At 37.4% G+C, this 9,020-nt stretch carries 5 protein-coding genes and 1 tRNA gene; 3 read left to right on the forward strand and 3 right to left on the reverse strand.

The window, feature by feature from the left end; genetic code table 11:
- Positions 1 to 1,503: penicillin-binding transpeptidase domain-containing protein (locus tag AC3DU7_RS17265; RefSeq protein WP_488040557.1), on the forward strand; the 1,503-nt coding region annotated here is incomplete at its 5' end.
- 681 nt (positions 1,504 to 2,184) lie between these two features.
- On the opposite strand, the gene AC3DU7_RS17270 is transcribed toward AC3DU7_RS17265, so the two are convergent.
- Both AC3DU7_RS17270 and cpdA read right to left on the reverse strand, forming a co-directional pair.
- Positions 2,185 to 3,048, reverse strand: a complete 864-nt coding sequence (locus tag AC3DU7_RS17270) for a DUF72 domain-containing protein (protein WP_488040558.1) — start codon at positions 3,046 to 3,048, stop codon at positions 2,185 to 2,187.
- A 389-nt stretch (positions 3,049 to 3,437) separates the two neighbouring features.
- Entirely contained in the window at positions 3,438 to 4,244 is an 807-nt protein-coding gene (cpdA, locus tag AC3DU7_RS17275) for a 3',5'-cyclic-AMP phosphodiesterase (protein WP_488040559.1), read from the reverse strand.
- A gap of 537 nt (positions 4,245 to 4,781) precedes the next feature.
- On the opposite strand from cpdA, the gene AC3DU7_RS17280 reads away from it, so the two are divergent.
- Both AC3DU7_RS17280 and thrB read left to right on the forward strand, forming a co-directional pair.
- Positions 4,782 to 4,853, forward strand: a tRNA-Cys gene (locus AC3DU7_RS17280).
- A gap of 259 nt (positions 4,854 to 5,112) precedes the next feature.
- Positions 5,113 to 6,030: a homoserine kinase gene (thrB, locus tag AC3DU7_RS17285; protein ID WP_488040560.1), complete on the forward strand. Its 918-nt coding sequence runs from the start codon at positions 5,113 to 5,115 to the stop codon at positions 6,028 to 6,030.
- Between the two features lie 554 nt (positions 6,031 to 6,584).
- Here thrB and AC3DU7_RS17290 read toward each other — a convergent pair.
- Positions 6,585 to 8,417 carry an ABC-ATPase domain-containing protein gene (locus AC3DU7_RS17290; protein ID WP_488040561.1) on the reverse strand — a complete coding sequence of 611 codons (1,833 nt, stop codon included), beginning with the start codon at positions 8,415 to 8,417 and terminating at the stop codon, positions 6,585 to 6,587.
- Between the last annotated feature and the right edge of the window lie 603 nt (positions 8,418 to 9,020).

Raw genomic sequence — 9,020 nt, forward strand, 5'->3', positions numbered from 1 at the left:
CATCATGCTGCTGCTATTGTAATTAATAATCAGACTGGAGAAGTATTAGCTTATGTCGGTTCTCCAGATTATTTTAATACTCAAAAAATGGGTAGTAATGATGGAGTACAAGCACTACGTCAACCAGGTTCAACTTTAAAGCCTTTTTTATATCAATTAGCATTAGAAAATCAAGTAATTAATCCCAATACTATTTTGGCAGACGTACCGACATATTATGCAATTCCTGGAGCCAAACTTTATAGCCCTACTAACTATAATCAAGATAGATTTTTAGGACCTGTTATTGTCAGAGTTGCTTTAGCAAATTCTCTGAATATTCCGGCAGTACGGGTATTAGAAAAAGTAGGAGTAGAGCAATTTTTAAACCGTCTACATCAATTAGGTTTTAAACATTTACAAGCTTCACCAGAACATTATGGTTTAGGTTTAAGTTTAGGTAGTGGAGAAGTCAGTTTATGGGAGTTGGCAAAAGCTTATTTAATTATGGCAAGACAAGGAGAAATTATTCCTGTCGTTACAAGGGAAAGATGGGAGGCAGAAGGAAGAAGGCAAAAAGAATCCCCCCTACCCCCCTTTGAAAGGGGAAAAATGCAGAATTATTTGGAAAAAATAACTTTTTTTAAAGATAGAATGAAAGAAGATTATTTACAGACAAAAAACAAAAATCTACCTCCACTACCTAAAGCAAAATCTGAATGGATGTTAATCGCAAATATGTTAAGCGATACTCATGCAAGAGCAGCAGAATATGGAGTAAATTCGGCTTTAAATTTACCATTTCCAGCAGCAGTAAAAACTGGTACTTCCTCAGATTTTCGTGATACTTGGACAGTGGGTTTTACTAATGATTATACTGTGGCGGTTTGGGTGGGTAATTTTAGTGGGGAATCTATGGTGCAAATATCAGGAGTGATGGGTGCTGCGCCTTTATGGAATAGGATTATGTTACATTTGCACGAAAAGAAGGAACCGACTGCTTTTCCACCGCCAAAAAATATGGTTCAACGCCCAGTTTGTACAATTTATGGGTTGCGTCCGAAATCTGATTGTCCGTCGGTAATAACGGAGTATTTTTATCCAGAAAAGTTGGGAGAATATGAGTATTTATCTGATAATTATTCGGTGGAAAATTTGTCTGATGAATATAATGAATGGTTGGCAAAACAGAGTAAATCTAGTTTGGTTTCTGGTGAGTTAAAAATTTTGTTTCCTCAAGAAGATGATTATTTTTTAATGGATGATGTTGGAGGAGAGAAAAAATTAGAATTTAAGTTAGCAAACTCACGGAAAAATTCTGTGGAATGGTGGTTAAATGGAGAGAAATTAGCTGTTAATTCTGATAATTCTTTATTTTGGAAATTATCTCCCGGCAAATGGACTTTAGAAGTACGTTCAGCAGATATTATAGACAGAGTGAATTTTGAAGTTAAATTGCCGAATAAATCTCCTTATAATGGGTTTTCTATTCGTGCATCTTTTGAAGAAGGGAATAGGGAATAATTAATAATTAATAATTAATAATTAATAATTAATAATGGATAATCATATCATGTTCGGATGATTAGTTATAAAAAACTTCTTCACTTCAAACTTTGCTCTCTTACTGAAGAAAACTTTGACAGTAACTTTTTATTCAAACTCAGTTTCAAAGGTTGCTTTTACCTTTCCCAAAATTAATAGTTGATAGCTAATAACTGATGGCTGTTTGTGCAGCATTCCGGAAGAAATGCTTACGAGAGTAGGGAGAATAGGTAGAGTTATTTTGGCTGAAAAGGAGATATTTTTCGACCTTTAATTAAACAAAAATCATATACAGCAGATTCCATTTTAGTGAGGTAAACCCGTCGCGGGTAAGATGCCCGCACTACAAAAATTTAATTATTAATCTCTGTACTTCATAATTTATTGTTAATTATTCTTATGTTTGCCGAATAATTAATAATTAATAATTAATAATTAAATAATTTTAGTTTAAAGCCTCTCCTTTTAAGGGGAAAAAGCGGTCGAGGGATGGATGAGTTTCCTAACCATATCCAATCGACCAAGAGAAAAGAAATAATATTTCCTCATATTCAATCAAGGACGGTTTTAACCAGAGGTAATTATCAATTATCCATTATCAATTATCCATTAATGAATTCTCCCATACTCCCCCACTCAAGACAGCAACTATCATAAAAATCACCATAAACTTAACTGAGTAGGTGCCTGATTAAGTAAATTCCAAGGCAGAGATGGAATAGGAATTTTTGCTATTTCTAATAATTGTTGAAAATGACGTGCTGTACCAGGCGATCGCTCTTCTTCAGGGCAATGAATAAAAAAGTAAATTGTGATATTTTGACGCAACCATTGTTCAATTTGAGTCACCCACTCTGTGAAAAAATTTTGATTCACTGACAACTGAGGATGAGAAATAAATCTCACTATGGTAAATGGTGCAGTCAGTGTCAACTGTAAAGGTAAATTGGGTTTACGGTTTGGAGACCGCAACTGGGGGTTATCCTTGCCAGTGTAGACAGGGCGCGAGTCTAGCAAAACTTTTCCCACACCCAGTTGTTTGAGAAGAGTATTTAACTGTTGAGCTTTAGAGTCTTCAAACCAGTCAGGATGCCGAACTTCCAAAGCTAAAGGTATCCGGTCTCGTGGCCAAGCTTCCAAAAATTCTGCGAGGTCATCAAATGAAGAGGGGCTGTAACTCGGCGGTAACTGAGCAAAAAATACACCAAGGCGATCGCCTAAAGGTTGCATCTGTTTGAGAAAGTCTAAAGCATCTGAGATAAAAGGTTTTAGTAATCCATTATGAGTTATATTGCGCGGTAGTTTTAGGCAAAATTGAAATCCAGGAGGCGTTTGTATGGCCCATTTCGTCACAGTCTCTGGTTTAGGAGTCGCATAAAATGTAGTGTTACCTTCAACGGTAGTGAAACGGCGACTGTAGAGAGAGAGAAATTCAGAAGGAGGACTTTTGGCAGGATAAAACTCTCCTACCCAAGGTTTATACGCCCAAACGGCACAGCCAAGAAAGAATTTTTTTTTAGTCATTGAAGAAGGAGGAACAAGAGTAAATTTGTCTCTAAAAGTCCCCCAAATTTGGGGGATTTAGGGGGCGTTAGATGTAGCAAATAGGAAGAATTAGGCATTGCTGAGAAAGTAGGTTTCTAGGGAAAAGGAAAGGTAATTATTAATTATTAATTTGCTTTTAGTTTGAGATAAAAGCTTTACTAATTTAGAGGATATCAGAAAAGTTTTTTGATATTGAATTTTGCCCCCCGAGCACCCCAACTTTGGGGGGAACAAGAGTCAATTTGATTCTAAAAGTCCCCCAAAATTGGGGAATTTAGGGGGCGAGTGATGTAGCAAATAGGAAGAATTAGGCATTGCTGAGAAAGTAGTTTTCTAGGGAAAAGTAATTATTCATTATTCATTATTCATTATTCATTATATCCCCGAGCTGTCATATCAAATTCATAAATATAGTCAGCTCTTTCAATTTTGGTAGTATAATTTCCATCAGAATATAAGGTAAGTAATCGTAAACCAGGTGGTTGTTTATCTATAAAAAAATTAGGATTTTCTGGTTCAAATTGAATACAAGTAGAAGGAGTTGATAAATAATGAATACCATTTATTTCTTTAGTAAATTCTTGATGAATATGACCAGATAAAACAATTTTCACTTGTGGATAACGATTAATTATATTTAAGAACTTTTCTGGATTATACAGAAGAATTTTATCCATCCATTCAGAATTTATTTTTACAGGAGGATGATGCAAAGCAATTAAACCTGGCTTATTTCCAGTCATTTTAATGTTATATTCTAACCACTCTAGACTTTCTGAAGAAATTTCACCATAAACACATCCAGGCACATTAGTATTTATTAAAAAAAAATTCCATCCACCCATTTCAAAAGATTTTTTCGCAGAAATAGGAGCAGAATTTAATACCCGTTCCATTATGGGTAAATTATCGTGGTTTCCTGCTATCCAATAAGTAGGAATATCCAGGGGACTCAGTAAAGATGCTAAACGTTGATATGATTCAGAAGTTTCATCTTGGGAAAGGTCTCCAGTAAGTAGTAGTACATCTGGTTGGGGTTGTAACTGTTTAAGTTTCTCCAAAACTTTCACAAAGGAGCTTTCCGTGGGAAATCCATACATTTTTCCCTGAGTAGGATCTGCAAATAGATGGGTATCGGTGATTTGAGCAACAAGCAAAGGAGGTTGGGAAATCATTGTTACTGAGGAAATTTTGTGATGAGTAATATATAGCGCTGTGTGCAGGCAACAGCTCATCTGGCAACAGCGGTCAGACCCCGCGCCGCCCCCAGGCAGGAATGCTGACCAAGAGAGGCAACAGGGGAATAAATTGCCTACCATAAGACTCTTATAACTCACATTCGGCACGTCAAGAGCGTAGCATTAAAAGGAGTATGGAAAATGATAACTTGGTAAGTATTTATACAGTATAAATCATCCTCATTGACCTTTTTCAGGAGTCAAAATTTCCGGAAAATATTAAGTATAAATACAAGATAAACCCAGACATAAGCTGCACATCATTTCCTACTGACTACTGACTATTGACTACTTGTCTTTATACTACATTTTGTCGTGTGGAATGTAGGCTATAAAAGCATTAAACTTCCAAAATAACTTCAAATATTTGTCCACAGTGCAATTCAAAACATCAGTTTAAGTGATATAAATCATATTACTCCCTGAACTTGCCATATATTCGTGAATGCTGTATGATACTAAAAAGATGGTAATGGCGGCATGGCCAAGCGGTAAGGCAAGGGTCTGCAAAATCCTTATTCCCCAGTTCGAATCTGGGTGCCGCCTTCTTATAGACTTCTCCTAACGGATACCCTGATCAAAGGGGTGGAATTCAATAGAATCCCCAATAGTATTTTGACCTTTCTAACTACTAAAATAACAATGATCAAAAAATAGGGTCAATAGCTTTCCCTTTTAAGGGACTGATATAGCACTACAAGAATTGGTTAGGACATTTTTCAATCCTAAAATCCTTTTACAGTTTGCTATTCCCTGTTCCCTATTCCCTATTCCCTAGCGCGTAGCGCTATAACTGATAACTGAAATGACCACACCTTCCTCTGTTACCGTTACTGTTCCCGCAACTACCGCAAATATCGGCCCTGGTTTTGACTGCATCGGTGCTGCCCTCTCCTTATATAACCGCTTAAAATTTTCTATTGCCGATAGCGCAACAGAACTAAAAATTTCTGTCACTGGCAAAGAAGCTCCACAAGTCAGCACAGATAAAACCAATCTCGCCTATCAAGCATTCGTCAAATTATATGAACATCTCAACCAAATACCCCCATCTGTAGAAATAGAAATTGACTTAGGCATACCTTTAGCTAGGGGTTTAGGAAGTTCAGCTACTGCAATAGTCGGAGGTTTACTGGGAGCAAACCAACTGGCGGGACATCCTTTGAGTCAAACAGAAGTAATGAATTTAGCGATCGCCATTGAAGGACATCCAGATAATGTTGTACCTGCCTTACTTGGTGGCTGCTGTTTAACTGCCTCCACTCCTACTGGTTGGGAAATATGCGATATTCCTTGGCATTCTGATATTGTGCCAGTAGTAGCAATTCCAGATTTTGAACTTTCAACAGCAGAAGCACGACGAGTTTTACCAACAGAGTACAGTCGTGCCGATGCCATATTTAATACTGCCCATTTAGGTATTTTGTTAAGAGGTTTAGCAACTGGTAATAGAGATTGGTTAAAAGCTGGAATGCAAGATAAAATTCACCAACCCTACCGTAAGTCTCTAATCAAAGGATATGAACAAGTTAGATTAGCTGCTTTAGATGCTGGTGCTGATGAAATGGTAATTAGTGGTGCTGGCCCGACTTTATTAGCATTGACAAATTCGACTGCAACATCAGCAGTAGTAACAGCAATGGCGGATACTTGGAAAAATCAAGGAGTAGTTACAGAAGTAAAAGCTTTGGTAGTTGATACTAAAGGAGCAGTTTGTACTTAGCTTGGTGATTTGACTGAGCGCGATCTTTACCATAGTCAAAAGTTAACGGAAAGGCAGAAGGAAAAATCCAGTGTTGTCTGAGTTTTCAGCTTTTGATATGTCTTCACCTTTCCTTTGACTTGCTATATCCTACATTCCGCACAACAAAATGTAGCAACCGAAGAAGGAGTCAGGAGACAACCCACCCCTAACCCCTCCTGGGAGGGGAAGACAGGAGACAGAATTTTAGAAGAAAATCATAGCTGCCGTGATTGAGTAATTATGTATAGCAAGTATTTATCCTTAATTTTTCACTCGGAATTTGATGAACGAAAAAAGTAATTAAGATTATTTGCATATTATAAATACTTACCAAGCTATGGGCTCATATACTACTGTTAATGTTACGCTCTTGACGTGCGGAATGTGGGCTATATAGCGCTACGCGCAAGTCAGAAGTCAGAAGTCAGAAGTTAGAAGTAATCCCTGACGCTCGTTTGAGTGTCTATAATTGCCCTAACCTATTTGCGTAATGCCATATCATAATATTAAACGTTATTTTTCCTCAGTAGTAATTATTTAACTTTCAAAGTCCGTAAACGATTAATCGCCGCTGCCAACTCAAAACCTCGGAACATGGCTAAATCTCCTTGAGGAAAAGGAACTAAAACATCCAAACCTTTAGATTCAATATCTGCCATAATAGCATCAACAACTTCTGACAATCTTCGATCGCCATCCATGTATTGTTTTTTAGCATAAACCATAGCAGCACCGATCGCCGTTAATTGATCTTTACTCACTAACTGTTCGACACTAGAGAGGTCAACATCCTCGCTACCAAATACCACTTCATCAACAGCTCGTACTTTTAAACGTACATCTCGTCGCCCCCGACTAGGATCTAGACTTTCTGGTATTGGTATCCGCCCTCGAATTTCACCAAAATTTTCACCACCTTCAGAAGTACGGCCAGTAAGGTGTTTTTCAGCAATCTTTTTAGCTTTTTCTGTAACTTCACTAGCTTTGAAATTTTCCATAGCAATGATTTTATCTGCTACTTCAAAATAATCACCACTACCACCCATCACTAAAATTGTTGATACTTGATAGTCAGTATATAACTGTTTTACCTTATCAATAAAAGGAGTAATTGGCTCCCCTTCTTTAGAAATAAGTTCTTGCATCCGGCGATCGCGAATCATAAAATTAGTTGCTGCCGTATCCTCATCTACTAACAAAATAGGAGAAGTAGTAGCAACTTCTTCAGGTTGATCTTTTTTAATACCTATCTCCAAAGCTTCCATAATATTTGCAGCTTGAGAGGTACTACCACTAGCATTTTCAGTAGTAAATTGAGTAGTGGAACGCTCTTGAGGCAATTGATTAATAAACGGCGAAATATCTACACCTGCGACACTACGACCATCCTCTGCCCTAATTTTCACTGCTTTTGGATCTGTTACAACAAATTCACGGCCGTCACCAGGGATGTGGTTATAAACCCCATATTCAATAGCCTTGAGGAGAGTAGACTTACCGTGATAGCCACCACCTACAATTAATGTTACCCCTTGAGAAATTCCCATACCAGAAATTTTACCTTGATTCGGGCATTCAAACTCTACTTCCAAAGATGGAGGCGACTGAAATGGTACTACATTCTCAGATGACAAAGGACGAGCGTCAACCCCGCTACGACGTGGTAAAATTGCCCCATTAGCAACAAAAGCAACCAGATTTTTTTCTACCAACTGCTTCCGTAAAAAATCTGCATCTTCTACAGTTTCGACATGACGACTACAAGCATCAGCATCTAATTGTTCATATTTGAGACTCCGATGAACAATATACGGCATATCATCACACAACATTTCTGCTGCCTGTCTGCCTAGAATACGACGACCATTTGCAGGTAATCCCACTATTAATCGTACTTCAACACCTTTTTGAGCATTGTTTTTTAATTTTATCGGTTTTCCTCTTTGTAAAGCGGGGTTTGACCCAGGAGAAACTACTTTAGGAGCTGGAGGGTCTATATTAGCCAAGTATACTGATGTTCGTTCCAGCACTTCCTGCCCCATTTTTGTAATTGCCACCATCCCACTTTTGCCAGTGCCACGCCGTCCACTGACCTCATAAGCCATTCTGTCAAATTTACGAGTTAGGAAATCTCGTAGGGCAACTTCTCGAATTGGACTTTGATAAAGTTCTGGAGGAAAAGCAGCAACTGTATAAGGCACCTGCACCCGAAGTTTACTAGGAGCCCCAAAGGGGTCTCCCTGAATATAATCAATAATTAGGGTAAAGTCAGGAAATTCGTAACTACCTTGAATGTCTCTGTAAGCTTTGTAGTTACAGTTGTCTAAGTCTAAAAGTTTCTGCCTCAGAGTTTGTTGATTCGTCATTTTTCAGGTTATCAGGTGTCATTTCAGTTATCAGTTATCAGTTCCTCTGGCTGTTTGCGCAGCATTCCGCAGAAAAGTCAAAGGCTTGAAATACTGAAGTTTATTTTGTTCATTCCCCTTCAAGGGACAGGAGACCTTATGTTTTGGTCACTATTTAGATTTTGTATTTGACGATCGATCTTTATAGTCAGTGCCTGTAAGAATACTGAATATTTTATAGATTAGAACATATATTTAATCACTAAAATTTGTAATTATGGTCTATGGTCCAATGATAACCATTATTTTCAAAGACGTATAAATTAATCAAAACTTATTATCATACTTTAATAAAAAATTAATGTCAAGCATAAGAATAGGAAGAACAAAGATAACAAATATTTTACTACTGAGTATAATCAGATGATTTCGTTGAATTTATTTATACTCAAAGTCAGATAACCAAATTGGGTATCATATAAACAACCAGTCCAAATATCTACAGCAGTTTTGGAGTTGATGAGGTACAAAATTTTAGGACTTTAGGGAGTAGGGAGTAGGGAGTAGGGAGTAGGCAGTAGGGAAAAAAAGATTAATTTTCAAACTGTAGCTCACGCTTCCGCG

The organism is Okeania sp. (genome assembly GCF_983059655.1).

What these genes read in the sequence shown, in the direction of transcription:
- cpdA (WP_488040559.1), bottom strand. Translation starts at nt 4,244, where the DNA reads ATGATTTCCCAACCTCCTTTGCTTGTTGCTCAAATCACCGATACCCAT.
- thrB (WP_488040560.1), top strand. Translation starts at nt 5,113, where the DNA reads ATGACCACACCTTCCTCTGTTACCGTTACTGTTCCCGCAACTACCGCA.
- AC3DU7_RS17270 (WP_488040558.1), bottom strand. Translation starts at nt 3,048, where the DNA reads ATGACTAAAAAAAAATTCTTTCTTGGCTGTGCCGTTTGGGCGTATAAA.
- AC3DU7_RS17290 (WP_488040561.1), bottom strand. Translation starts at nt 8,417, where the DNA reads ATGACGAATCAACAAACTCTGAGGCAGAAACTTTTAGACTTAGACAAC.